Origin of the sequence: Streptomyces sp. NPDC051921 (assembly GCF_040680975.1) — a bacterium.
Classification (GTDB): Bacteria; Actinomycetota; Actinomycetes; order Streptomycetales; family Streptomycetaceae; genus Streptomyces.
The window spans coordinates 90,645-114,124 of sequence record NZ_JBFAXU010000002.1; the positions used below are offsets into that span (position 1 = coordinate 90,645).

A 23,480-nucleotide genomic window follows, 5' to 3' on the forward strand; every position below is an offset into this window, starting at 1 on the left:
GTCAGTTCGGGTTCTCGGCGTGGGTCAGGGTCTCCCAGGAGACGAAGTAGTTGTCGGTGCCGGCCGGGCGACGTCCTTCGGTGTAGACGCCGGTGTTGGTCATGCCGATGCCGAGGCGGTGGTGGAGGGCGTTGTAGCCGACCTCGGTGACCGGGCCGAGGCCGAGCTTGACGGCGCCGCCGCACAGCCAGGACGGGACGGCGGTGCCGTTCTCGTACCTGGTGTGGAAGCCGAGTGCGTGCCGGAGGCGTTCGGCGACCCGGGGGTAGAGGTCCTGGCCCTGGAGGCGGCTGGTCTCGGCGGTGTGGACGGCGGCGGCGAGGCCCCACCCGGTGTGGCCGAAGTCCCGGCAGGTCTCCTGGGAGATGCCGTCGGCGAAGGTGCTCTGGCCCTGCCAGTACCTGACGATCTCGTCGCGGGTGTCGATCGAGCTGTTCGGCGGCGGCTTGGGCAGGGCGCCGTCGGTCGCGAGGTAGACGTAGGCCGGGACCCGGCCGAGGTAGGTGGCGACGGCCTTGTCGTAGGCGGCGCGGTCCTCCAGATGGACGGCGATGCCGATCGCCGCCTCGGTCATGATGAGCTCCCAGTTGCCGTTCTTGGTGAGGGCGGCGCCGCCCGACACCTCCGGCAGGTAGACGTTCCGGAGCATGGTCGCGAAGCGGCCGGCGTTCGGCCAGCCTCCGGTGTAGGTGTACTTGACGATCTCGGCGGCCCGGGGCCAGGAGGAGCCGGCCCAGCCGGTCTGGAGCGGGGCGTTGGAGTTGGTGTGGTCCTGGATCACGGCCGACCAGGCGTCCATGATCTCGATGGCCTTCTTCGCGTGCCGGGCGTCGCGGGTGAGGTACCAGGCGAGGGCCTGGGTGTAGGCGGCGACGGCGTCCTGACGCTCGTCCGTGCAGCCGTAGTTGGGGTTGGAGGACGAGCCGCACTCGACGATCGCGCGGGGCTTGGGGGTGCGGGTGAGCGAGGCGTAGGGGCTCGCCATCATCTGGTCGTAGGCGCCCTTCCAGGGCTGGGCCCCGGCCTGGACCTTGGCCCGGACGAAATCGAGCTGGGCGGTGCCGACGAGGACGCCGGGGTGGGTGAAGGCGGCGGGGGCGGCCGCCGCCTGTCCCTGGAGGACGGGTGCCGGCGCGGGAGCGGCGGCGGGTGTCGGTGCGGGTCCGGCGGCGGCCGTCGGGGCCGCGATGAGTGCGGCGGCCGCCGCGACGGTCAGGACCAGAGCTCGAAGGCGCATGTGGGGGGTACCTTTCGCTCGCCGAAGTTCAACGATGTGAACACGGGTCGGGAGAATGAACTCCGCGTCGAGCGTGGAACCTAGAGGCACCCCATGAACACGTCAAGACCCTGGTCCAGACCAGCAGTTCACCATACCGCCGGACGGGTCAGCGCAGCAGCACACCGCCCTCCCCCGCCGTCTCCACCGGCAGCGCCACCAGGCCCAGTTCCGCCGGGTGGGCCAGCAGCGGATGCGTGGGCAGCACCCGGACCGTGCAGCCGAAGGGACCGGTGCGGTCCAGGGACAGGGCGCCCGCGTACGGCAGCCTGCCGTCCAGGTCCGGACGCCCCGCCGGCTTGAGCACGCTCGTGCGCGGGTCGAGCAGCCGGTCGTCGGCGTCCACCCGGCCCGTCACCGCCTGCACCTCGACGTCCTCCGGGCCGAGCTCCCCGAGCGCCACCCGCACCCGGACCGCCGGGGTCGCGCCCAGCTCCGCGTCCGCGTCCCCCTCCAGACCGTCACCGACCTCCACGTGGTCGACCGACACCTTCGGCCAGGCCCCGCGCACCTTGGCCTTCCAGGCGGCGAGTTCGCGCGCCTCCTCCGGGCGCAGCCGCCGGTGCGCGGCGGCCGCCGGGGCGTAGAGCCGCTCCACGTACTCGCGGACCATCCGGTCGGCGAGCACCTTCGGCCCGAGGTCGGCGAGGGTGCGCCGGACCATCGCGGTCCAGCCGGCCGGCACGCCGTCCGGACCCCGGTCGTAGAAGCGCGGCGCGACCCTGCGCTCGATCAGCTCGTACAGCGCCGCGGACTCCAGGTCGTCGCGGCGCTCCTCGTCGCGGGCCGCGGCCCCGTCGGCCGTCGGGACGGCCCAGCCGAAGTCTGGCTCGAACCACTCGTCCCACCAGCCGTCCAGCACCGACAGGTTGAGACAGCCGTTGAGGGCGGCCTTCATCCCGCTCGTGCCGCAGGCCTCCAGGGGTCGCAGCGGGTTGTTGAGCCACACGTCGCAGCCCGGGTAGAGCCCGCGCGCCATCCCCATCCCGTAGTCGGGCAGGAAGACGATCCGGTGCCGCACCCGCGGGTCGTCGGCGAACCGCACCAGCTCCTGCACGAGCCTCTTGCCGCCGTCGTCGGCCGGGTGCGCCTTGCCCGCGACGACCAGCTGCACCGGCCGCTCCGGATGCAGCAGCAGGGCACGCAGCCGGTCCTTGTCGCGCAGCATCAGGGTGAGCCGCTTGTACGAGGGGACACGGCGGGCGAAGCCGATGGTGAGGACGTCCGGGTCGAGGACGGTGTCCGTCCAGCCGAGTTCGGCGGCCGCGGCACCGCGCTGTCGCCACGAGGCCCGCAGCCGCTGCCGCACGTCCGCCACCAGGCGTTCGCGCAGGGTGCGGCGCAGCTCCCACAGCTCCCGGTCGGAGACCTCGGGGGCGAGCCGGGCGACCTCGGGGGCGGTCCAGGTCGGGGCGTGGACGCCGTTGGTGATCGAGGTGAGCGGGGTCTCGTCCGGGTCGAACCCGGGCCAGAGACCGGCGAACATGGCGCGGCTGACGGCTCCGTGGAGGGTGGAGACGCCGTTCGCGCGCTGGGCGAGCCGCAGGCCCATCGCGGCCATGTTGAACACCCCGGGCTCGCCGCCGAGCGGGGTCTCGTCACCGAGGGCGAGGATCCGGGCGGTGTCGACGCCGGGCAGTGCCCCGTCGTCGCCGAGGTGCCGGGCGACCAGGGCCCGGTCGAAGCGGTCGATGCCGGCCGGCACGGGGGTGTGGGTGGTGAAGACCGTGCCGGCCCGGACGGTCTCCAGGGCGGCGTCGAAGTCGAGCCCACGGCCGCCCAGTTCACGGATGCGTTCGAGGCCGAGGAATCCCGCGTGGCCCTCGTTGGTGTGGAACACCTCGGGCGCGGGCGTGCCGGTGAGCCGGCAGTACGCGCGGACGGCGCGGACCCCGCCGATGCCGAGGAGCATCTCCTGGAGCAGCCGGTGCTCGCTGCCGCCGCCGTAGAGCCGGTCGGTCACCTCGCGCTCGCCCGGCTCGTTCTCCTCGACGTCCGAGTCGAGCATGAGCAGCGGGACCCGGCCGACCCGGGCGATCCAGAGGTGGGCGTGCAGGCTGCGCCCGCCGGGCAGCCCGAGGGTGATCCGGGCGGGGCTGCCGTCGGGCTCGCGGAGCAGGGTGACCGGCAGCTCGCCGGGGTCGAGGACGGGGTAGTGCTCCTGCTGCCAGCCGTCGCGGGAGAGCGACTGCCGGAAGTAGCCGTGGCGGTAGAGCAGTCCGACGCCGATCAGCGGGACGCCGAGGTCGCTGGCGGCCTTGAGGTGGTCGCCGGCGAGGATGCCGAGGCCGCCGGAGTACTGGGGCAGGGCGGCGGTGACGCCGAACTCGGGCGAGAAGTACGCGATCGAGGCGGGCGGTTCGCCGGGCTGACGCTGGTACCAGCGGGGCTCGGTCAGATAGCGGTCGAGCTCCTCGGCCGCGGTCCGCAGGCGGGCCAGGAAGTCCTGGTCGGCGGCGAGCGCGGCGAGCCGGCCGGCGTCGATGGCGCCGAGCGCGCGGACGGGGTCGCCGTCGGCGGCGCGCAGACCCTCGGGGTCCACGTGTTCGAAGAGCTCGCGGGTGGGTTCGTGCCAGGACCAGCGCAGGTTGCGCGCCAGGTCGGCGAGGGGTCGAAGGGTGTCGGGGAGGACGGGACGCACGGTGAATCGACGGATTGCCTTCACGTGTTCCACCTTCGCAGGCCGTGACGGAGCGGAGCGGAAGCACCACGCTGTGCTTCCGTTGTTCCGCCCCGGAGCCTAGGCGACCGGGGCGGACCGCGCCCCGGCGCACACGGGGAGGTACGGCGGCCCGCAGGGGGAGCCCGGGTCGGCCGTGGCCGGGCCGGGCGCCGCCGGCGGCGCCCGGCCCGGGGCTGGGCCCGGCACCGAGCGGTCGGGCCCGGCGGGCGGCCCCGACGACGGTGATCCGGTGGACGCCGTCGGCGTGCGGGGCGAGCGCGGCGGTGAGCCCGGCGATGCCGCCGCCGGCGATCACGGCACGACGTGGGGGGTCCGGGGGAGACGTGGGGTTCTCCGTGGGGCGACGCGGGGGGGGGGTCAGGCGACGGCGTGGCGGACCAGCGTCTCGTTGTCGCGCGTGAGTTCGAGGATCGTGCGGAGCAGGGCGACCGGAGCGCCGCCGCTGCCGTCCTCGTACCGGCGCCGGTCCTCGTGGTGGGCCTTGCGGGCGAGGGTGGTGTGCCGGGCCCGGAAGGACTTGAGGATGTGCAGGACCCGGGTGAGGGAGCGGGCGGAGGCGGCGAGCTCCGGAGGCAGCCGGTCGGCGCCCTCCCAGCTGAGGGCGGCGGACACCTTGCTCACGGCGGAGACACCGCCGCGGTGGCGGGCGTGGAAGGCGCGCCAGGACGGCAGGGCGTACGGCAGCGACTCGGTCAGGAAGACGTCGTGGGCCGGGTCCGAGCGGTCGCACTGCCACAGCGTCAGGTCGACCAGCCAGAGGGGGACCTGGGCGGCGGCGGGGCCGAGGTAGCTGCGCCCGTCGACGTCGATCTCCTCGAAGTAGGGGCGCAGGGTGCCGGCGAAGTACTGGGGCGTGACCTGGGCGACGGTGAGGTCGATGGCGTCGACGACCGCCTGGACGTGGTGGGCGACGCGGTCGAGGGCGAGGGCGAAGCCGGGGTCGTACGGTTCGAGCCGGGCGATGCGGGCGCAGGTGTCGAGGGCGGCGACGAGCCCGGGGAACGCCATCCGTACGGCCTCCTGGAGGTGGGCCTCCATGGGGTGGCCGGTGTAGGTGCGCCGGCGGGGTCCGGGCGGGTTCCAGGCCGTGTAGTGGTGGACGGTGTCGCGGGGCACCATGTCGGTCCGCCTGCCGAGGAGTTCGAGGATCGGCAGGACCTCGGGGACGGCGGCGACGGGCTGCACGCCGTGACGTTTCAGCGAGCCGAGCACGATGCCCAGGTCGCGCATCGCGGCGAGCGCGGCGACCACGTTCCATTCGGCGGCGCGGTCGGCGTCGGGGACGAGCGCGCGCAGCGCCACGGTCAGCGCGGCGGCGTCGGCGTCGGCGTTCATCGCGGGCAGGGCGGCGAGTACGGCGTCCGCGCCGAGCGGGTCGGCGGCGCGTATGTCGGCCATGCGGTAGCGCGGGTCGGTGCGGTCGTCGAGTCCGGGCACGACGAGGTCGTACAGCGTCACGGAAGCCCCCTCGGGAGAGGTAGGTGGGTGTCGGGGTCGGCGAACCGCCCGGGGCGGCGGTCAGCGCGGTTCGCCCGCCCGGCGGCGGCGCGGTGGCGCCGTGGCGGGGGCGGGCAGGCGCGGCCGTGCGGAGCGCGGCGCGGCGACGCCGTCGGACACGGCGCCTCCGGGGGCGCCGTGCGGGGGCCGCCGGTCTCGGCGGCGGGGGTGGGGGTTCCGGTGGTGCCGGTCGTGCCGGTGGCGGCGGTGAGGTGGGGGGCGGGGAGCGCGCGGGCGGCGGCTCGGCGCGCGAGGGAGGTGCTCACCGGACGGTTCCGTGGTCGAACCGCCGCCGCCGGGGCCGCGTGGTCGGGCCTCCGGTAGAGGAGGCGGTGACGCGCCTCCGCCCGCACCTCGTACGCCCCCCGCCGGGCGACCTGGTCCTCGTACGGGCGGGGCGTGGGGCACGCCCGGTGCGCCCCGTCCCCGAACAGCACGGAACGCGGCCCGGGGTCGGCGGCCAGGTCGAAGGGCCGGGTGGAGGAGGCCGCGGAGCGGAGGGCGGGGTGGGCGGTGGCGTCCCTGACGCACGCGCCGTCGAGCCGGATCCCCCGGCCGTCGCGCGGGGCCCGCGGATACTCCTGCCCGGACCTCGTCACCGGTGTGTCGCCTCTCCTCGGGGATGCCACGGGGTGCCGCGGGGCCCCGCACCCGTCGTGCGTGGGGGACGCCGCGGCCGTGCCGCTCCGAGACTCCACGGGCCGGGCCGCCGGGCGCAATGAACGACCGTCCAGGGCTCCTTAAGAACCGGCCAAGCCCGAGGGCCCGCCCGGCGACCGCTCCGGGCGGACCCGTTCCGCGTCAGGCGGCGCTGGCGACCCCCGTCCGGTACTCCCCCGGCGTCATCCCGAACCACTTGCGGAAGGCGAGGTGGAAGCCGACGGCGCTCTGGTAGCCGACGCGCGGCGGGACGGACGACTGGGGCAGGTGGGTCTCGGTGAGGAGACGGGCGGCCTCCTGCATGCGGCGGGCCGTGAGGTGCCGGGCCGGGGACTCGCCGACGAGCTCGCGGAAGGCGGCGGTGAAGGCGGAGCGGGACATGCCGACCTCGCGGGCGAGGGAGTCGATGGTCCAGGGTTCGGTGAACCGGGTCGCGATCATCACCAGGGCGCGGCTGATGCCGGGATGGCGCAGCACCGGCAGGGAGGCCGGGTTGTCGGCGAGTTCGCGCAGCAGCGGGCGGAGCGCGAGGACGAGGGCCATCTCGAAGGCGCGCAGAGTGATGAGCCGGTCCCCGGGGCCGATGGGCCGGTCGGTGGAGGCGAGCAGCCGCAGCGTGTCGCGGAGCAGGGGCTCGCGGTCGACCTGGGCGCCGTCGAGGACGAGGGCCCAGGGCAGCGAGCGGTAGAGGCCGCCGGCGGCGCCGGCGTCGTAGTGGAGTCCGGCGCACAGCAGCCGGCTCTCGTCCCCGGTGCCGTCGATGCGGATCTCGCCGGAGGTGCCCGGATCGCGTTCGGGCAGGACGGCCTTGAGGGACAGGCCCTGCCGCTCGGGCCGGTCGGAGAGCCGGTGCGCGGCGCCGGTGGGGAAGACGATGAGATCGCCGGCGCGCAGTTCGACCGGCGCCTGGTCGGCGCCGGTGATCCAGCAGCCGCCCTCGACGACGTAGTGGAGGACGGCGCATCCCTCCTCGGCGTCCCCCTCGATGGCCCAGGGGGCGCTGACATGCCAGCGGCTGTCGAAGACGCCGGTGAGGCGGAGCGGTTTGAGGAGTTCGCTCAGGAGGTCGTCGTGCTCGGCCTCCGGCCGGCCCCGCCCGGTCGGCGCGGTAATACGACGGTCAGTGCCCGGGGTTCCCACGGTGTCCATGGACGATCCTTCAACTTCCGCCCCTGTTTGTTAATTGAACGGATGGAACCGCCGCCACCAGCCTGGAAGGACAACCGGAACGGCAGCGGTCACAGCCTATCGAAGGGCCTCATCGACACATGTCCAGTCTGAATCCGATGCGGGTGGCGGTCGTGGGGGCGACCGGCTTCCAAGGGGGCGCCGTGGCCCGGCTGCTCGTGGAGCGGCACCACCGGGTGCGGGCCCTGACCCGCCGCCCGGAAGGAGACCGGCCACCGCTGCCGGGGGCGGAGTTCGTGCCGGGGGAGCTGGCGGCGCCGATGGACGTGCGGCGCCTGTTCGAGGGCGTGACGCACGGGTTCGTGACGATGCCCCTGATGTACGAGCCGGGGAGGGTGCGCGCCTACGCGGAGAACGTCGCCCGGGCGGCACGCGCGGCCGGGGTCGAGCGGCTGGTGTTCAACACCAACACGCGGATGCCGCAGGAGCCGACGTCGGTGCCGGCCTTCGAGACACGCCGGATCGCCGAGGAGGTGCTCAGGGACAGCGGAGTGCCGCTGGTGGTCGTGCGCCCTCCGGTCTACCTGGACAACCTGTTCTCGCGCTGGAACGGACCGGGGCTGGTGAACGAGGGCGTGCTCGCCTATCCGCTGCCGGCGGTCGCGCCGACCGCGTGGATCTCGCACCGGGACCTGGCGGAGGCGGCGTACGGGGCGCTGACCCGGGACGGCCTGGACGGGCGCGCCTTCGACGTCGGCGGCGCGCTCTCGCTCACGGGTGCCGGTCTGGCGGCGGCGTTCGGGCGGGGCCTGGGGCGCACCGTGCGGTATGTGCCGCTGCGTCCCGAGCTGTTCGAGCGGGCCGTCGCCCAACTGCTCGGCCCGGAGACCGCGGCCGGAGTGGCCGGGATCTACCACTACATGGCGACCGGCGACGACCCGCTCCTGATGGCCGGCGACGGCGGGGGGTCGGCGGACGCCCTCGGCCTGGCGCCGGCGCCGGTCGAGGAGTGGGTGACGCGTCAGCCCTGGCAGGTGTGGTCGAGCGACACGGAGGAGCAGCGGGCCTGAACCCCTGTCGCAGGAAGGCCTCCTGGGCCCCGGAGCCACGGACCGGACCCGGGGGAACCGGCCCCGTCCCACAAGGACGGGGCCGGTTTCTTGTCCGGGACGTGTTCTTGCCGGTGCGGCTACGCCCTAGTAGTTAACAAACAGCCGGATTGCCCACCCGAAAACGGGGGGAAGGCTCCTCCTCGTATCCCTTCGAAGACTCCTCCTCGTACCCCTCCGTACCGGATCCAGCCCCGCCATCCGAGTGAACCCGCACCGGAGCGGCCATGCCCCCGTTCCACCGGCCGTCGACGGAGCTAGAAAGAGCGCACACCACCCGCACCCTCGCGAACCGTCAGGTGATGCCGTGAACCCGCTCATGGGACGTATTCCCGTACTGGACGTCCGCCCTCTGGTCGACTGTGGCCGTCGCCCCGCGAAGGCGGTGGTGGGCGAGACCTTCGAGGTCACGGCCACCGTCTTCCGGGAGGGGCACGACGCCGTCGCCGCCAATGTCGTGCTGCGCGGCCCGTCCGGCCGGCCCGGCCCCTGGACCCCGATGCGGGAGCTCGCGCCCGGCACCGACCGCTGGGGCGCCGAGGTCACCCCGGACGCCGAGGGCCTGTGGACGTACACCGTGGAGGCCTGGAGCGACCCGCTCGCCACCTGGCGGCACACCGCGAGGATCAAGATTCCGGCCGGCATCGACTCCGAACTCGTCCTCGCCGAGGGCGCGGAGCTGCACGAGCGGGCCGCCAAGGGCGTGCCGAAGAAGGGTGGCGGCCGGGAGGCGGTGCTCGCCGTCGCGGACGCGCTGCGCGACGAGTCCCGGCCGGCCGCGGTCCGTCTCGCGGCGGCTCTCGCGCCCCGGGTCCTGGCGGCCCTGGAGGCCCATCCGCTGCGCGAACTGGTCAGCTGCTCGCCCAAGTTGCCGCTCCGGGTGGAGCGGGAGCGGGCGCTCTTCGGGTCCTGGTACGAGTTCTTCCCGCGCTCCGAGGGGGTGCGGAAGGTCCGCGGCCGGACGCGGCCCGGGACCTTCCGCACGGCGGCGGAGCGGCTCCCGGCCATCGCCGCGATGGGCTTCGACGTGGTGTACCTGCCGCCGATCCACCCGATCGGCGTGACCCACCGCAAGGGCCCCGACAACTCCCTGTCGGCGAGCCCCGAGGACGTGGGCGTGCCGTGGGCGATCGGCTCGCCGGAGGGCGGGCACGACGCGGTCCACCCGGACCTGGGCACGATCGAGGACTTCGACGCCTTCGTGGCGAGGGCCCGCGAGCTGCGGCTGGAGATCGCGCTGGACTTCGCCCTGCAGTGTTCGCCGGACCATCCGTGGGTGGAGAAGCACCCGGAGTGGTTCACCCGCCGGCCGGACGGCTCGATCGCCTACGCCGAGAACCCGCCGAAGAAGTACCAGGACATCTATCCGATCGCGTTCGACAAGGCCGGCGACAACATGGACGGGATCGTCGCCGAGACCGTGCGGGTGCTGCGGCACTGGATGGACCACGGGGTGCGGATCTTCCGGGTGGACAATCCGCACACCAAGCCGGTGGTGTTCTGGGAACGCGTGATCGGCGAGATCAACGGGGCCGACCCGGACGTGATCTTCCTGGCGGAGGCGTTCACCCGGCCGGCGATGATGCACACGCTCGGCGCGATCGGCTTCCAGCAGTCGTACACGTACTTCACCTGGCGCAACACCAAGGACGAGCTCACCGAGTACCTCACGGAGCTCACCGGGGACGCCGCCGCCCACATGCGGCCCAACTTCTTCGTGAACACCCCGGACATCCTGCACGCCTACCTCCAGAACGGCGGCCGGCCGGCCTTCGAGGTGCGCGCGGTGCTCGCCGCCACCCTCTCCCCCACCTGGGGCATGTACGCCGGCTACGAGCTGTGCGAGGGCACCGCCCTGCGGGACGGCAGCGAGGAGTACCTGCACTCCGAGAAGTACCAACTGCGCCCGCGCGACTGGGAGTCCGCGGAGCGCTCGGGCGCCTCGATCAGCCCGCTGATCACCGCACTGAACCGGATCAGGCGCCGCCACCCGGCCCTGCGACGGCTGCGGAACCTGACCTTCCACCAGACCGACAACGACGCGGTGATCGCGTACAGCAAGCGGTCGGGGTCGAACACCGTCCTGGTGGTCGCCAACCTCGATCCCCACCACACCCAGGAGGCCACGGTCTCGTTGAACATGCCGGAACTCGGCCTCGGCTGGCACGAGACCGTGCCGGTGCGCGACGAGCTCACCGGCGAGACCTATCACTGGGGCAGGTCGAACTACGCGCGCCTGGAGCCGGGTGTCACACCCGCGCACGTATTCGCCCTGCGACCGTCCCCGCAGACCGGAGGGTCACCCACAAAATGACAGTCAACGAACCCGTCCCCGACACCTTCGAGGACACCCCCGCCAAGGACCGCGATCCCGAGTGGTTCAAGCGGGCGGTCTTCTACGAGGTCCTGGTCCGTTCCTTCCAGGACAGCAACGGCGACGGAGTCGGCGACCTGAAGGGCATCACGTCCCGACTGGACTACCTCCAGTGGCTGGGCGTGGACTGCCTCTGGCTGCCGCCGTTCTTCAAGTCCCCGCTGCGGGACGGCGGCTACGACGTCGCCGACTACACCTCCGTGCTGCCCGAGTTCGGGGACCTCGCCGACTTCGTGGAGTTCGTGGACGCGGCCCACGCGCGCGGGATGCGCGTGATCATCGACTTCGTCATGAACCACACGAGCGACGCCCACCCGTGGTTCCAGGAGTCCCGCAGCGACCCGGACGGGCCGTACGGCGACTACTACGTCTGGTCCGACGACGACAAGCAGTTCGCGGACGCCCGGATCATCTTCGTCGACACCGAGACGTCCAACTGGACCTTCGACCCGGTGCGCAAGCAGTACTACTGGCACCGCTTCTTCTCGCACCAGCCCGACCTCAACTACGAGAACCCGAAGGTGCAGGAGGAGATCCTGTCCGCCCTTCGCTTCTGGCTGGACCTGGGCATCGACGGCTTCCGTCTCGACGCCGTGCCGTACCTCTACCAGGAGGAGGGCACCAACTGCGAGAACCTCCCGGCCACCCACGACTTCCTCAGGACGGTCCGCAAGGAGATCGACGAGCACTACCCGGACCGGGTCCTGCTCGCCGAGGCCAACCAGTGGCCGGAGGACGTCGTCGACTACTTCGGCGACTTCCGCTCGGGCGGCGACGAGTGCCACATGGCCTTCCACTTCCCGGTGATGCCGCGGATCTTCATGGCCGTGCGGCGCGAGTCGAGGTACCCGGTCTCCGAGATCCTCGCCAAGACCCCGGAGATCCCCTCCGGCTGCCAGTGGGGCATCTTCCTGCGCAACCACGACGAGCTCACCCTCGAGATGGTGACCGACGAAGAGCGCGACTACATGTACGCCGAGTACGCCAAGGACCCGCGCATGCGGGCCAACATCGGCATCCGGCGCCGGCTGGCCCCGCTCCTCGACAACGACCGCAAGCAGATGGAGCTGTTCACCGCCCTGCTCTTCTCGCTGCCGGGCTCGCCGGTGCTGTACTACGGCGACGAGATCGGCATGGGCGACAACATCTGGCTGGGCGACCGGGACGGGGTGCGCACCCCGATGCAGTGGACCCCGGACCGCAACGCGGGCTTCTCCTCGTGCGATCCGGGGCGGCTCTACCTGCCGACCATCATGGACCCGGTGCACGGCTACCAGGTGACCAACGTGGAGGCGGGGATGGCCTCGCCGTCCTCGCTGCTGCACTGGACGAAACGGATGATCGAGATCCGTAAGCAGAACCGCGCCTTCGGGACGGGCTCGTACACGGAACTCCCGTCGACGAACCCGGCGGTGCTCGCCTTCCTCCGCGAGGACGGCGACGACCAGGTGCTGTGCGTGAACAATTTCTCCCGGTTCGCGCAGCCGACGGAGCTCGACCTGCGGCGCTTCGACGGGGTGAAGCCGGTGGAGCTGATCGGCGGGGTGAAGTTCCCGGCGATCGGAGAGTGGCCGTACCTGTTGACGCTGGCCGGGCACGGTTTCTACTGGTTCCGCCTCAAGCGTTCCTGAAGTACCGTCAATTGAGCGTGTGGGGCGGTTTCCCCCGCCCCACACAGGGAACTGTGTCCCTCACACGATTCAGGTGATTCAGGTCAGCTCAGGTCCATCCGGGCCTTCTCACCGGGCCCATACGAATCTTCCCCTCCCGACACGTCCCGCACAGCCGGACAGCCGAAGCCGCCATCCGGGACAATCTGCGCATTTGAATGCATACGAACTGCCCTTGCGCACCCCGGGGAAAGGACGCGATGCCATGCCGGAGACCGCATCCACCACCCGGGCCCCCGACGCCCTCCTTCCGTCGCTCACACCCCTGCTGCACAGCTGGCTGCCCCGGCAGCGCTGGTTCGCGGGCAAGGGCCGCCGGGTCACCGGATTCACCCTGGACGCGGCCACCGAGCTACTGCCGCTGGACGGCACCGGACCCGGACTCCTCCATCTCCTCGTACGGGTCGAACAGCCGGGACGCCCGGCCGGAACGCCCGCCGACTGCTACCAGTTGCTCCTCGGCGTGAGGCCCCAGCTGCCGCCGCGCCTCGCCCCGGCCCTGATCGGCCGGATCCGCCAGGGCCCGCTCGCGGGACGGGCGGTCTACGAGGGCCTGCGCGACCCGCGGCTCGCCGGACTGCTCTACGAACGCCTGCGCAGCCCCGGGCGGAACGGCCCGCTGCGCTTCCACGCCACGACCGCGCTGCCGCCCGCCCTCGCCCCCCGGATGCTGGACGCCGAGCAGTCCAACTCGTCGCTGGTCTACGGAGATTCGTTCATCCTGAAGATCTTCCGGCGGGTCAGCCCGGGCGCCAACCCGGATCTGGAGCTGCCGCTCGCCCTTTCCCGGGCGGGCTGCGAACGCGTCCCGGCCCCGGTCGCCTGGTTCGAGACCGGCGCCGCGACGCTGGGCGTCCTCCAGCCCTACCTCCGCGACTCGCGGGACGGCTGGCGGCTCGCGCTCGACGCGCTGGCCGACGGACGGGAGTTCACCACCGAGGCCCACGCCCTCGGCCGGGCCACGGCCGAGGTGCACCTCGCGCTCGCGACCGCCCTGCCGACCGAGCGGCTCCGGCGCGAGGGGGCCCGGCACGTGGCGGCCGCCATGGACGCCCGGCTGCACGCCGCCGCGCAGGCCGTGCCGGCCCTGCTGCCGTACGTGCCGGGCCTGCGGGCCGTGTTCGCGGCGGCCGGGGACTCCCTCGGTGCGGGCCGCCTCCAGCGCATCCACGGCGACCTGCACCTCGGGCAGACGCTGCGGGGCTCCGACGGCGCGTGGGCGGTGATCGACTTCGAGGGCGAGCCGGCCAAGCCGCTGGACGAGCGCCGCAGCACCCAGCCGCCCGTCCGCGACATCGCCGGCATGCTCCGCTCGTTCGACTACGCGGCCCGTACCCACCGCCCCTGGAACGCCGCCTGGGCCGCCCGCTGCCGCGCCGCCTACTGCGCCGGCTACGCGGAGGCCTCCGGCACGGATCCCCGCGACCACCCGGACCTCCTGCGCGCCTACGAGACCGACAAGGCGGTCTACGAGGTCGTCTACGAGGCCCGCCACCGCCCGGACTGGCTCCCGGTGCCCATGGCGGCGATCGAACGCCTGGCGGGGGACGCGTGACGCCGACGCACGGTGCCCCCGCCCGGGACGGGCGGGGGCACGGCACGCCCGAAGCGGCCGAGCTCCACCCGGAGGGGGCGCGGCGCCGCCCCCGTTCGGACCAATCGACGCGGCCGGCCCGTTCGCGCGGCCTGCGGGGCGGGCGACGAGGCCCGTTCGGCCGAGTGTCCCGCGCGGGGCGCGCCGCGTTGCGCTTGCGTGGAAACCGCCGGGCCCCGCAGCCCCGCACCCCCACCCGCTCCCACCCCTCCAGGAGGCATTCCGGTGACCGCCCGATCCGCAGGCAGGACCGCCCGCAAGCCGAAGACGCCCGCGCCCCGCGCCGAGGTCAAGCCGGATCGGGCCGCCGTACGGAAGGCGCCCCCGCTCGACCCGGGCGACCGGGCCCGGCTTCTCGCCGGTGAGCACCACGACCCGCACGGGGTGCTCGGCGCTCACCCGGTCAAGGGCGGGATCGCCGTCCGGGTGCTCCGGCCGTGGGCCACGGAGGTCGCCGTCCTGCTGCCCAAGGGACGCCGGGTCGAGCTGCACGACGAGGGCGACGGGCTGTTCTCCGCCCTCGTCCCGCTGCTCCGCAAGGTCCCCGCGTACGAGCTGCGCGTCCGTTACGACGCCGACGAGCTGCCCCTGGAGGACCCGTACCGCTTCCTGCCGGCGCTCGGCGACCTCGACCTGCACCTGATCGGCGAGGGCCGGCACGAGGAGCTGTGGACGGCGCTCGGGGCGCGGGTGATGACGCACCAGGGGGTCGCCGGGACCCGCTTCACCGTGTGGGCACCGAACGCCCGCGGCGTCCGCGTCACCGGCGACTGGACCTTCTGGGACGGCAGCGCGCTGCCGATGCGCTCGCTCGGCTCGACGGGCGTGTGGGAGCTGTTCGTGCCGGGTATCGGCGAGGGCGCGCACTACAAGTTCGACATCGCCCGCCCGGACGGCTCGCACACCGTCCGCGCCGACCCGATGGCCCGCCGCACCGAGTGCCCGCCGAACACCGCCTCGGTCGTGACCGCCGACCACCACGTGTGGCAGGACGAGGACTGGATGGCACGGCGCGGGGCCCGGCCGCACCACGAGGCGCCGATCTCCGTCTACGAGGTGCACCTGCCGTCCTGGCGGCCCGGCCTGACCTATCGGCAGCTGGCCGAGCAGCTGCCCGCGTACGCCGCCGATCTGGGCTTCACCCACGTGGAGTTCATGGCGGTCGCCGAGCACCCCTTCCACGGTTCCTGGGGCTACCAGGTCACCGGCTTCTACGCGCCGACCGCCCGCATGGGCACCCCCGACGACTTCCGGTTCCTGGTGGACGCGTTGCACCGGGCCGGCATCGGGGTCCTGATGGACTGGGTGCCCGCGCACTTCCCGCGGGACGACTGGGCTCTCGCCGAGTTCGACGGGCGGCCCCTGTACGAGCACGAGGACCCGCGGCGGTCGGCCCATCCCGACTGGGGGACGCTGGAATTCGACTACGGCCGCAAGGAGGTGCGGAACTTCCTGGTCGCCAACGCCGTGTACTGGTGCGAGCAGTTCCACATCGACGGCCTGCGGGTGGACGCGGTCGCCTCGATGCTCTACCTGGACTACTCGCGCGAGCACGGCGAGTGGCTGCCGAACGAGTTCGGCGGGCGGGAGAACCTGGACGCGGTGGCCTTCCTGCAGGAGATGAACGCCACGGTCTACAAGCGCTGCCCGGGGGTCGTCACCTTCGCCGAGGAGTCCACCGCCTGGGACGGGGTGACCCGGCCGACCGACCAGGTGGGCCCGGGCGGCTTCGGCGGGCTCGGCTTCGGCATGAAGTGGAACATGGGCTGGATGCACGACTCCCTCGGCTACGTCGAGAAGGATCCGGTGCACCGCAAGTACCACCACCACGAGATGACCTTCTCGATGGTGTACGCGTACAGCGAGAACTACATCCTGCCCATCTCCCACGACGAGGTCGTGCACGGCAAGCGCGCGCTCGTGTCGAAGATGCCCGGCGACTGGTGGCAGCGGCGCGCCAACCACCGCGCCTACCTGGGCTTCATGTGGGCCCACCCGGGCAAGCAACTCCTCTTCATGGGGCAGGAGTTCGCGCAGGGCGCCGAGTGGTCCGCGGAGCACGGCCCCGAGTGGTGGCTGATGGACGAGACCTACCACTCGGCCGGTGACCACCGGGGCGTGCGCGACCTGGTGCGCGACCTGAACACGGTCTACGGGGCGACGCCCGCGCTGTGGGAGCGGGACACCTCCCCGGAGGGCTTCCAGTGGATCACGGGCGACGCGGCGGAGGACAACGTCTTCGCCTTCCTCCGCTTCGACGCGATCGGCGCCCCGCTGCTCGCGGTCTGCAACTTCTCCCCGGTGGTGCGGCACGACTACCGGCTGGGCGTGCCGGACACCTTCGCGGCCTGGTCGGAGGTCCTGAACACGGACGCGGCGCGGTACGGCGGCGGTGACGTGGTCGGCACCGACCCGGTGAAGACCGAGTCGGTGCCCTGGCACGGGCGGGCGTCGAGCGTGCGGATGACACTGCCCCCGCTCGCCACCGTGTGGCTCAGGCCCGCCTGATGACGCCGAGCCGCTGAGTGGCCCGGGTCAGCGCCACGTACAGGTCGTTGATGCCGTGCGTGGCGCCGGCCCGGATGCCGTCGGGGTCGACGACCAGGACGGTGTCGAACTCGAGGCCCTTGGCCTGACGGGGGTCGAGCAGCACGACCGGGCTCGTCAGGTCGGGCTTCGGCCCGTGCGACGCGTCGGGGAGCGCGGCGATCAGCTCGGGGTGCAGCTCCCCGGGCGCGATGACGGCGAGCCGCCCGTCGGGCCGCAGCTCGGCGGCGACCGCGTCGGCGGTCTCCTTCACCGGGTCCTCCGCCGTACGGTCCCAGGGCTGGACACCGGTGGACCGGACCGAGCGCGGCGGCTCGAACCGCGGGTCGGCGGCCCGCCGTACGTCGGCGGCGACCGCCATGATCTCGGCCGGGGTGCGGTAGTTGACGCCCAGCCGCACGAGCTCCCAGCGGTCCGCCACGTACGGCGCGAGGATGTCCTGCCAGGCGCCGACGCCGGCCGGGTCGCCGGTCTGCGCCGGGTCACCGACCAGGGTCATGGAGCGGGTGGGGCTGCGGCGCATGAGCAGCCGCCACAGCATCGCGGACAGCTCCTGCGCCTCGTCCACGATGATGTGCCCGAACGCCCAGGTGCGGTCGGCGGCGGCGCGCTCGGCGGCACTGCGGTGGTCCGCCTCCTCGTGCCGCTCGGCGAAGCGCTCGGCGTCGATGATGTCGTGCGCGGACAGCACCTCGGAGGCGTCCTTGTCGAGCTCCTCCTTGTCCTCGAACTCGTAGGTGCGCGAGGCGAACGAGACGTCGAGGACGCCCTGCGCGTACTGGATCTGCTTCTGCCGCTCGGCCTCCTCGGCGGCGCGCGCGGCGGAGTCGTCTTCGCCGAGGAGCTCGGCGGCCTCGTCGAGGAGCGGCACGTCGCCGGGGGTCCAGGGGGCGCCGGCGGGCCGCCGGACGGCCGCCAGGTCCGCCGCGTCGTCGAGGTGGGTGGGCTCGGCGAGGTAGTCGGCGAGGAACTCCTGCGGAGTGAGCGGCGGCCAGAGGGTGTCGAGCGCGGCGTGCACGTCGGGGTTGGCGGCGACGCCCTTGGCGAGCAGGGCGCGGTCGTCGGGACCGAGGAAGTTGGGGCCGCCGTACGGGTCGGCGCCGATCCGGTCCGCGAGCTGCTCGGCGAGCGCGTCGAGGACGTGGAAGACGAAGTAGGGGCGGGCCAGGTTGTGCGGGAGGAAGGTCTCGCGGGCCTTGTGCCGGGCCTCCAGGGCCATGTCCCAGTCGATGACCAGGTCGCCGTCCTCGTGGGGCACGATCAGCGGCTCGCCGCGTTCGGGCACCTGCTGGCGGTCGGCGACGGCCTTGGCCAGCGCGTCGGCCATCCGCGCCGAGCCCTTGACGGCGGCGGCGCGCGGGGTGTCGGTGCCGGTGGCGTGGACGCCGGGGAAGAGCTCGCCGGGGGTGGCGAGCAGGACACCGGTCTCGCCGAGAGAGGGCAGGACGTTGCCGATGTAGCCGAGGAAGGCCGGATTGGGGCCGACGATGAGCACGGCGCGCCGGGCGAGCTGCTCGCGGTGGGCGTAGAGGAGGTACGCGGCGCGGTGCAGGGCGACCGCGGTCTTCCCCGTCCCGGGCCCGCCCTCGACGACGAGGACACCGCGGTGCGGGGAGCGGATGATGGCGTCCTGCTCGGCCTGGATGGTCTGCACGATGTCGTGCATGCGGCCGGTGCGGGCGGCGTCGAGCGCGGCGAGCAGCACCTCGTCGGCGTCGCGGTTCTCGTGGCCGGTGCGCGTGCCGTCGGCGAGGTCGAGGACCTCGTCGTGGAGCGAGACGACCTCGCGGCCCTTGGTGGTGATGTGCCGGCGGCGGCGCAGGCCCATGGGCTCGTAGCCGGTGGCGAGGTAGAACGGCCGGGCGACGTCGGCGCGCCAGTCGACGACGAGCGGGGTGTGGTCGGCGTCGTCGCGGCGGATGCCGATCCGCCCGATGTGGTGGTCGTGGCCGTCCTTGAAGACGAGCCGGCCGAAGCAGAGCCCGGTCTCCCCGGCGTTGAGGGCGGAGAGCAGTCCGGACTGCTCGGCGACGAGGACGTCGCGTTCGAGCCGGGCCTGGGCACTGCCCTCGCCGGAGGTGGCGAGGGCGTCGGCGACCCCGGCCTCGGCCTGGTCCCTCAGGTGGTCGAGTCGCGCGTAGAGCTCGGTGATGAATCTCTGCTCGTTCCGAAATTCTTCGGTTGACAATTCGACTCCCGACGCGATACAGTGCATTCAGTGAACTTCACGTGTCTTCGCTATGCCCGGACACGGAATCCACAAATATACGTGAACCATCACCCCGGCTGTCAATTCTAGTCCGGGGTATTTTTGTGCCCCATGGGAAGCGACCCGTCCGACCCCGCCGCCCCAGAGGCGGCCCGCGCCCTGCTCGTCACGTGCGGCGCAGCCGCCCTCGACCATCCCGGCGGCACGCTCCTGGCCCACCTCGACCGCGTCGAGACCCGCCTCGCCGCCTGGAACGCCCGCCCCGACCTGCGCCTCGCCGGCCTCTGCCACGCCTTCTACGGCACCGACGGCTTCGCCGAGAGCCTGCTCCCGCTGGACCGTCGCGCCGAGCTCGCGGCGGCGATCGGCCCGGAGGCGGAGCAGCTCGTGCACCTCTACGCGAGCTGCGACCGGAAATTCACCTACCCCCACCTGCCGGCCCGGGACGCCCCCTTCCGCGACCGATTCACCGGTGCGACATTCACCCCCGGCCCCGCCCGCCTCGCGGACTTCGCCGAAATCACGGCGGCCAACGAGCTGGACCTGGCGGCGGTGAACCCGGAATTCCGCTCCCGGCACGGCGGCCCCTTGCTGAGCCTCTTCACCCGCTGGCGCCCGCTGCTGAGCGAGCGGGCGTTCGCGGACGTCCGGGGCGTCCTCGCCCCGGGGGGCCCGGAGCGTTAATCCCGCGCGCCACCGCCATGCCCCCTGCTAGCGTCTGGCGCATGAAGCGCGCTGCCATGATCACGACGACGCCGGAGAGTGTCCCGGCGCGCTGACAGCTGTCTTTGTCCGAAGCCCCGGGGCGAGTGCCCCGGGGCTTCGCCGTGCCGGCCGGGCGCTCGCTCCTCCCCCACCGCAACGAGGAGTGGCCGTGAACGCCGAGAAGACCGTGGAGAAGAACCCCGGCAAGAACGCCGGGAAGAACGCCGACCACCGCAGGCTGGGCCGCGAGCTGGGCCTGTTCGACACCGATCCGCTGATCGGGGCCGGGCTGCCGTACTGGCTGCCCGACGGTGCCGTCGTGCGGCACGTGCTGGAGGAGTACGTACGCGAGGCCGAGCGGCGGGCCGGGTACCGGCACGTGTACTCGCCCGTGCTCGGGAAGCGGGAACTGTACGAGATCTCCGGGCACTGGTCGCACTACAGCGACGACATGTTCCCGCCCATGGAGGTCGGCGGCGAGCAGTTCGTGATGCGGCCGAGCCTCTGCCCCCACCATGCCGTCATCTTCCGCTCGCGACCGCACAGCTACCGCGAACTTCCACTGCGCATGGCCGAGTTGGGAGGGATGTTCCGCTCCGAACTGTCCGGGGTGCTCGGCGGACTCACCCGTGTCCGGGGCATCCAGCTCAACGACGCCCACATCTTCTGCACCCTCGACCAGGTCGCCGAGGAGGCCGCGGGCGCCCTCGACCTGATCCGGCGGGCGCACGCCGACCTGGGCATCGCGCCCGTCCGCCACCGCCTCTCGCTGCCCGGCCCCGGCGGCAAGTACGTCGCCGCGCCCGAGAAGTGGGAGCGGTCGATCGCCCTGCTGCGGCAGGTCCTGGACGCCTCCGGGGTCGCCTACGAGGAGGCCGAGGGGGAGGCCGCGTTCTACGGTCCCAAGATCGACGTGCAGGTCGCCGACCCGGCCGGCCGGGAGTCCACCCTCTCGACCGTCCAGGTCGACTTCCACCAGCCCGAGCAGTTCGACCTGCACTACATCGGCTCCGACGGCGCCAAGCACCGGCCCGTGATGATCCACCGCTCCGTCATCGGCAGCGTGGAGCGCGCCGTCGCCCACCTCGTCGAACACCACGCCGGCGCCTTCCCCGCCTGGCTCGCCCCGGTCCAGCTCGCCGTCCTGCCGATCTCGGACGCCGAGCACGAGGCCGCCACCCGGCTCGCCGACCGCTGCGCCGGACTCGGCCTGCGCGCCGAGGTCCTCGGCCCGGAACGCGGCAGCCTGGGCGCCCGCGTCCGCGAGGCCAGGCTCGTCCCGTACCAGGCGGTCATCGGCGCCGGAGAAGCCGCCGCCGACCGCGTCTCCGTGCGCCTCCGCGACGGTCGGCGGCCCGACCCGCTGCCGGCGGCGGAACTCGTCGACCGGATGAGCGACTCGGTGAGGTCCCGCGCCACCGACCTGTGGGTCGGCTAGGAGGCCCCGAACACCGGGGCGAGGGCGGCCAGCAGCCGGGCGCCGAGGTCCCGCCTCGCGGTCTCGGTGTCCGGGTGGGCGTCGTCGAAGCCGTCCCAGTCCACCTCTCGGAGGGCGTTCTCGAACATCCCCAGGTGCAGCGGCTCGTCCGGCCGCCCCGGCCACTCGTCCGCCTCGCGCAGCACCGTCTCCAGGAGGGCGAGCGGCACGGCGCAGCTCTCGGCGAGCAGGACGGCGTCGTACAGGTCCTTGGCCTGGGGATACATGTCGCAGCTCAACCACATGAGCTTCCACGCCTGGGACAGTTCCCGGTCCGCGGCCGGCAGCCGCACCCCGGCGACCTCGGCCTGGCGCGGCGGGGTCGGGAGGCGTTCCTGGAAGACGAAGTCGAGCTGGACCTGGCCGCCCGGCAGGCCCGGGGCCTTCCAGGGCAGGACCAGCCGATGGCCGGGCACCCGCTCGTACGTCCAGATGCGCTCGGAGACGGCGCCGGCCGCCGAGACCGACAGGCCGGTGCCGCGCACCGCGGCGAGCCGCTCCGCCGCCTCGGCGATGCCGTCGAGCATGGCCCGGGTGCGCGGGTCCTCGATGCGCCAGGTCTCGGGAACGACGACGAAGTCGATGTCCTTCGGCGCGCGGGCGGCCTCGCCGAACCAGGCCGACATCAGCATGCTGCCGCGCAGCACGAGCGAGTCGGCCCACGGCGAGCCGGCGACGGCCGCGAGGACCAGGTCGAGGGCCGACCGCCGGGCCTCCTGCCAGCGGGCCCGCAGCTCCGGGTCCTCGACGACCTCGTCCGAGGGCCGGTAGGCCTCGTCGAAGTGCTTGAGGGCCGGGTCGAAGACCCGGTGCCGGACGGCCGCGTCGCCGATGCCGGCGGTCAGGGTGTGCGGCAGCTCGTCCCTGCGGCACGCGTGGTCGACACCGGGCTCCGCCCGGGTGACCGGCCCGTCCGGGCTCGACGGGGTCCCCGCGTTCTCGTTCGTGTTCATACGGCCTCCTCCAACCAACCCTCGTCCAACGACAGATCGCTGTCGGAGACGACGAACTCCCGCTCCTCCGCGACCGGCTCGTGCCCGGCGGCGGCCAGCGCCGTGACCAGCGCGTCGCAGGCCCGGCCGGCCGCGTCCGCCGGTCCCGGGTGCCGCTGGGTCACGAAGCGCTCGTGCCGCCCGCCGGGTCCCGGCAGGACCCGACGCGCGTTCCACGAGACGTGGGCACCGTGCGGCACGACGAGGGCCTCCAGCGCGGCCCGGTCGTAGGCGGCGGGCAGGGCCAGTTTGAGGTGGTGCTCGTAGTAGCCCCCACCGGGCCCCGCGGGCTCCGTGCTCCACGGCACCGTCTCGACCTTGACCCGCACCGGCTCGAAGCCGGCCTCCCGCAACCCGGCCACGACCGCCGGGTGACCGGTCCGGTCGGGCAGCGTCAGCATCGGCTGGACAGGCGTCCGACCGCGGGCGAGCACGATGGTGGTGACCTTCAGACCCCGGTCCGCCGCCCACACCTCGAGCCGGGTCCGCTCCCCCTCGGTCCGGCACCGGACCGTCACATGCGTCTCGTACACCGGAGCGATTCTGGCAGACGGGAGACCAGGGCTCATCCGGGTTTCCGGTCCGTGCGCCCGTAGGCTCATGGCCGACGACGACGGGAGATCGGCATGGGGAAGCGGGCCCTCGACCGGGCCGGGGTGCGGGAGCCACGGCTGCGGCGGGACTACGCGCAACAGCAGCGGGCGGTGCGGAGGTACCGGCCGGCCGAGTACGCGGCCGCGCGCCTGCTGCTCCCCGCCGGGCTGCTGCCGCACGTCATGGCCGCCGCCTCGTTCATGCACGACACCGACGACCGGATCGACCACGGGGCCGAGGACGAGCGAGCGGCCGCACTCGCGGAGTGGGACGGGCTCGTACGGAAGGCCTTCGCCGAGGGCGACTCCGGGCTGCCCGTGCTGCGTTGCCTGGTGCACACCGCCGAGCGCCACCCGGAGGTGCGCGCGCACGTCGAGGAGTTCCTGCGGGGCTGCGAGCGCGAGGTCGCGTGGCGGACCCTCGCGGACGAGGAGGAACTGGAGCGGTACGTACGGGAGTACTCGCTGCCCGGGCTGATGCTCACGGCCTGTCTGATCGCCCCCGGGGACGTGTCGGCGCGGGAGGCGTTCACGGACGGCTGCCACCGCCTCATCCGCGGCATGCAGCGCGTCGACTTCCTGGAGGACCTGTCCGAGGACGTGCGCGCGGGCCGGCCGGGCGTCCCCGCCGACGCGGTGGCCCGCCACGGCGCGGACCTGACCCTGCCCGGCGCGGCGCTGGGCCGGCTCGTCGAGGAACAGGCGGGGCGGGCCGCCGAGGACCTGGCTGCGGCCGCCCCGCTCGCCGGCTTCGTGGACCGGGCGTACCGGCCCTTCGTACGGGCCCTCGTCGGTGTCCAGCGCCTCCGCCTCGACGCGGTGCGCCGCGCGGGCGCGTCCCTGGCGACGCGGAGCTCCGGCCCCCCGGCGACGGCGGCCGCCGTCCTGCTGCTGCGGGAGACGGCCGCACGGACCCGAAGGGTCCCGCGGGCCGGGTCCTGGGTCGTGTCCGGGAAGTAGCGCCGT

Annotated in this window: 15 protein-coding genes; 8 read left to right on the forward strand and 7 right to left on the reverse strand. The window is 73.4% G+C overall.

Annotation, left to right across the window (positions count from 1 at the left end):
• Position 1: 1 nt before the first annotated feature.
• The 4 genes from AB0M16_RS03090 to AB0M16_RS03105 form a co-directional block, all read right to left on the reverse strand.
• Positions 2-1,237, reverse strand: a complete 1,236-nt coding sequence (locus AB0M16_RS03090) for an alginate lyase family protein (RefSeq protein ID WP_365338105.1) — start codon at positions 1,235-1,237, stop codon at positions 2-4.
• A 148-nt stretch (positions 1,238-1,385) separates the two neighbouring features.
• Positions 1,386-3,941, reverse strand: a complete 2,556-nt coding sequence (gene glgP / locus AB0M16_RS03095; RefSeq protein WP_365338107.1) for an alpha-glucan family phosphorylase — start codon at positions 3,939-3,941, stop codon at positions 1,386-1,388.
• Positions 3,942-4,316: 375 nt separating this feature from the next.
• Complete coding sequence (locus tag AB0M16_RS03100) at positions 4,317-5,417, reverse strand: monodechloroaminopyrrolnitrin synthase PrnB family protein (RefSeq protein ID WP_365338109.1); 1,101 nt, start codon at positions 5,415-5,417, stop codon at positions 4,317-4,319.
• A gap of 840 nt (positions 5,418-6,257) precedes the next feature.
• Positions 6,258-7,265: an AraC family transcriptional regulator gene (locus tag AB0M16_RS03105; protein WP_365338111.1), complete on the reverse strand. Its 1,008-nt coding sequence runs from the start codon at positions 7,263-7,265 to the stop codon at positions 6,258-6,260.
• A gap of 119 nt (positions 7,266-7,384) precedes the next feature.
• On the opposite strand from AB0M16_RS03105, the gene AB0M16_RS03110 reads away from it, so the two are divergent.
• From AB0M16_RS03110 to glgB, 5 genes are all read left to right on the forward strand, one after another.
• Positions 7,385-8,314, forward strand: coding sequence for an NmrA family NAD(P)-binding protein (locus AB0M16_RS03110; RefSeq protein WP_365338113.1), 930 nt, complete (start codon positions 7,385-7,387; stop codon positions 8,312-8,314).
• Between the two features lie 358 nt (positions 8,315-8,672).
• Positions 8,673-10,667 (forward strand): alpha-1,4-glucan--maltose-1-phosphate maltosyltransferase, encoded by a 1,995-nt coding sequence (locus AB0M16_RS03115; protein ID WP_365338115.1) that lies wholly within the window; start codon positions 8,673-8,675, stop codon positions 10,665-10,667.
• Complete coding sequence (treS, locus tag AB0M16_RS03120) at positions 10,664-12,358, forward strand: maltose alpha-D-glucosyltransferase (RefSeq protein ID WP_365338117.1); 1,695 nt, start codon at positions 10,664-10,666, stop codon at positions 12,356-12,358. Before AB0M16_RS03115 ends, treS begins: the two co-directional genes overlap by 4 nt.
• Positions 12,359-12,602: 244 nt before the next feature.
• On the forward strand, positions 12,603-13,952 hold the full coding sequence (locus AB0M16_RS03125; RefSeq protein ID WP_365338119.1) for a maltokinase: 1,350 nt from the start codon (positions 12,603-12,605) through the stop codon (positions 13,950-13,952).
• A 264-nt stretch (positions 13,953-14,216) separates the two neighbouring features.
• On the forward strand, positions 14,217-16,499 hold the full coding sequence (gene glgB, locus AB0M16_RS03130; RefSeq protein WP_365338121.1) for a 1,4-alpha-glucan branching enzyme: 2,283 nt from the start codon (positions 14,217-14,219) through the stop codon (positions 16,497-16,499).
• Here glgB and AB0M16_RS03135 read toward each other — a convergent pair.
• Positions 16,486-18,726 carry a UvrD-helicase domain-containing protein gene (locus AB0M16_RS03135; RefSeq protein ID WP_365338123.1) on the reverse strand — a complete coding sequence of 747 codons (2,241 nt, stop codon included), beginning with the start codon at positions 18,724-18,726 and terminating at the stop codon, positions 16,486-16,488. The two genes, glgB and AB0M16_RS03135, sit on opposite strands and share 14 nt — an antisense overlap.
• A gap of 132 nt (positions 18,727-18,858) precedes the next feature.
• Here AB0M16_RS03135 and AB0M16_RS03140 point away from each other — a divergent pair, with 132 nt between their 5' ends.
• Together AB0M16_RS03140 and thrS are read left to right on the forward strand one after the other, a co-directional pair.
• Positions 18,859-19,431, forward strand: a complete 573-nt coding sequence (locus AB0M16_RS03140) for a DUF6817 domain-containing protein (RefSeq protein ID WP_365338125.1) — start codon at positions 18,859-18,861, stop codon at positions 19,429-19,431.
• A gap of 190 nt (positions 19,432-19,621) precedes the next feature.
• Positions 19,622-20,890: a threonine--tRNA ligase gene (gene thrS / locus AB0M16_RS03145; RefSeq protein WP_365338127.1), complete on the forward strand. Its 1,269-nt coding sequence runs from the start codon at positions 19,622-19,624 to the stop codon at positions 20,888-20,890.
• Here the strand turns inward: thrS and AB0M16_RS03150 are convergent.
• Positions 20,887-21,882, reverse strand: coding sequence for a nucleotidyl transferase AbiEii/AbiGii toxin family protein (locus AB0M16_RS03150; RefSeq protein ID WP_365338129.1), 996 nt, complete (start codon positions 21,880-21,882; stop codon positions 20,887-20,889). The two genes, thrS and AB0M16_RS03150, sit on opposite strands and share 4 nt — an antisense overlap.
• Positions 21,879-22,454 (reverse strand): hypothetical protein, encoded by a 576-nt coding sequence (locus AB0M16_RS03155; RefSeq protein WP_365338131.1) that lies wholly within the window; start codon positions 22,452-22,454, stop codon positions 21,879-21,881. Before AB0M16_RS03155 ends, AB0M16_RS03150 begins: the two co-directional genes overlap by 4 nt.
• Positions 22,455-22,547: 93 nt before the next feature.
• On the opposite strand from AB0M16_RS03155, the gene AB0M16_RS03160 reads away from it, so the two are divergent.
• Positions 22,548-23,474 (forward strand): squalene/phytoene synthase family protein, encoded by a 927-nt coding sequence (locus AB0M16_RS03160; protein ID WP_365338133.1) that lies wholly within the window; start codon positions 22,548-22,550, stop codon positions 23,472-23,474.
• Positions 23,475-23,480: the final 6 nt, after the last annotated feature.

What these genes read in the sequence shown, in the direction of transcription:
- AB0M16_RS03090 (WP_365338105.1), bottom strand. Translation starts at nt 1,237, where the DNA reads ATGCGCCTTCGAGCTCTGGTCCTGACCGTCGCGGCGGCCGCCGCACTC.
- AB0M16_RS03105 (WP_365338111.1), bottom strand. Translation starts at nt 7,265, where the DNA reads ATGGACACCGTGGGAACCCCGGGCACTGACCGTCGTATTACCGCGCCG.
- AB0M16_RS03110 (WP_365338113.1), top strand. Translation starts at nt 7,385, where the DNA reads ATGTCCAGTCTGAATCCGATGCGGGTGGCGGTCGTGGGGGCGACCGGC.
- AB0M16_RS03115 (WP_365338115.1), top strand. Translation starts at nt 8,673, where the DNA reads ATGGGACGTATTCCCGTACTGGACGTCCGCCCTCTGGTCGACTGTGGC.
- treS (WP_365338117.1), top strand. Translation starts at nt 10,664, where the DNA reads ATGACAGTCAACGAACCCGTCCCCGACACCTTCGAGGACACCCCCGCC.
- AB0M16_RS03125 (WP_365338119.1), top strand. Translation starts at nt 12,603, where the DNA reads ATGCCGGAGACCGCATCCACCACCCGGGCCCCCGACGCCCTCCTTCCG.
- AB0M16_RS03140 (WP_365338125.1), top strand. Translation starts at nt 18,859, where the DNA reads ATGGGAAGCGACCCGTCCGACCCCGCCGCCCCAGAGGCGGCCCGCGCC.
- AB0M16_RS03150 (WP_365338129.1), bottom strand. Translation starts at nt 21,882, where the DNA reads ATGAACACGAACGAGAACGCGGGGACCCCGTCGAGCCCGGACGGGCCG.
- AB0M16_RS03160 (WP_365338133.1), top strand. Translation starts at nt 22,548, where the DNA reads ATGGGGAAGCGGGCCCTCGACCGGGCCGGGGTGCGGGAGCCACGGCTG.